Genomic DNA, 1,102 nt, shown 5'->3' with positions numbered 1-1,102 from the left:
AGTTGGTATTTCTCGGAGTCCAGGTATTCTTCGCTGCCCGCGCGCAGCGGGGTGTTCTCGCACAGTTCGTAGCCGCTGTAGACACCCCAGGTGGGCGAGAGCGTCGCGGCCAGCACGGCACGCGCCTCGAACGCGGGGCGCCCGCCCTGCTGAAGGTACGCGTGCAGGATGTCGGGAGTGTTGACGAAAAAGTTCGGGCGCATGTACGCGGCCGACTCGCCCGACAGTTCGGTGAGGTACTCGGTGAGTTCGGTCTTGGTGTTGCGCCAGGTGAAGTAGGTGTAGGACTGCTGGAAGCCGATCTGGGCCAGGGTGTGCATCATCGCCGGGCGGGTGAACGCCTCCGCGAGGAAGATCACGTCGGGGTCGGTGCGGTTGATGTCCGCGATGACCTGTTCCCAGAAGACGACCGGTTTGGTGTGGGGGTTGTCGACGCGGAAGATCCGCACCCCGTGGGCCATCCAGTGCCGCAGGACCCGGACCGTTTCGGCGATCAGGCCGGGCAGGTCGGCGTCGAAGGCGATGGGGTAGATGTCCTGGTACTTCTTCGGCGGGTTCTCCGCGTACGCGATGGTGCCGTCGGGGCGGTGGTGGAACCACTGGGGGTACTTCTGCACCCAGGGGTGGTCCGGGGAGCACTGCAGCGCGAAGTCGAGCGCCACCTCCAGACCGTGCCGGGTGGCCTCGGCGACGAAGAAGTCGAAGTCCTCCAGCGTGCCCAGATCCGGGTGGACGGCGTCGTGGCCGCCGTCCGGCGAGCCGATCGCCCACGGCACCCCCACATCACGCGCCGTCGCGGACAGGGTGTTGTTGGGGCCCTTGCGGAAGGTGTGGCCGATGGGGTGGACCGGGGGCAGATAGAGGACGTCGAAGCCCATCGCGGCGATCGCCGGCAACCGCCGCGCCGCCGTCCGGAACGTCCCGTGCGGCTGCCCGGGCGTGCCCTCGGAGCGGGGGAAGAACTCGTACCAGGCCCCGTACAGGGCCCGCTCCCGCTCCACCACCAGCGCCAGCGGCTCGGAGACCGTGACCGGATCACGCAGCGGATACCGGGCCAGCACCTTGCTCACCGCCGGAGTCAGCGCCGCCGCCAGCCGGGCCG

1 pseudogene is annotated in these 1,102 nt (G+C 68.9%); it reads right to left on the bottom strand.

The features are described from left to right. A pseudogene (locus tag RB628_RS40165) lies at positions 1-1,102 on the bottom strand (alpha-1,4-glucan--maltose-1-phosphate maltosyltransferase); the annotation flags it as partial.

The organism is Streptomyces sp. ADMS, assembly GCF_033441795.1.
In the GTDB taxonomy this organism is placed as follows: Bacteria; Actinomycetota; Actinomycetes; order Streptomycetales; family Streptomycetaceae; genus Streptomyces.
This window is presented reverse-complemented; position numbering and strand designations above follow the sequence as displayed.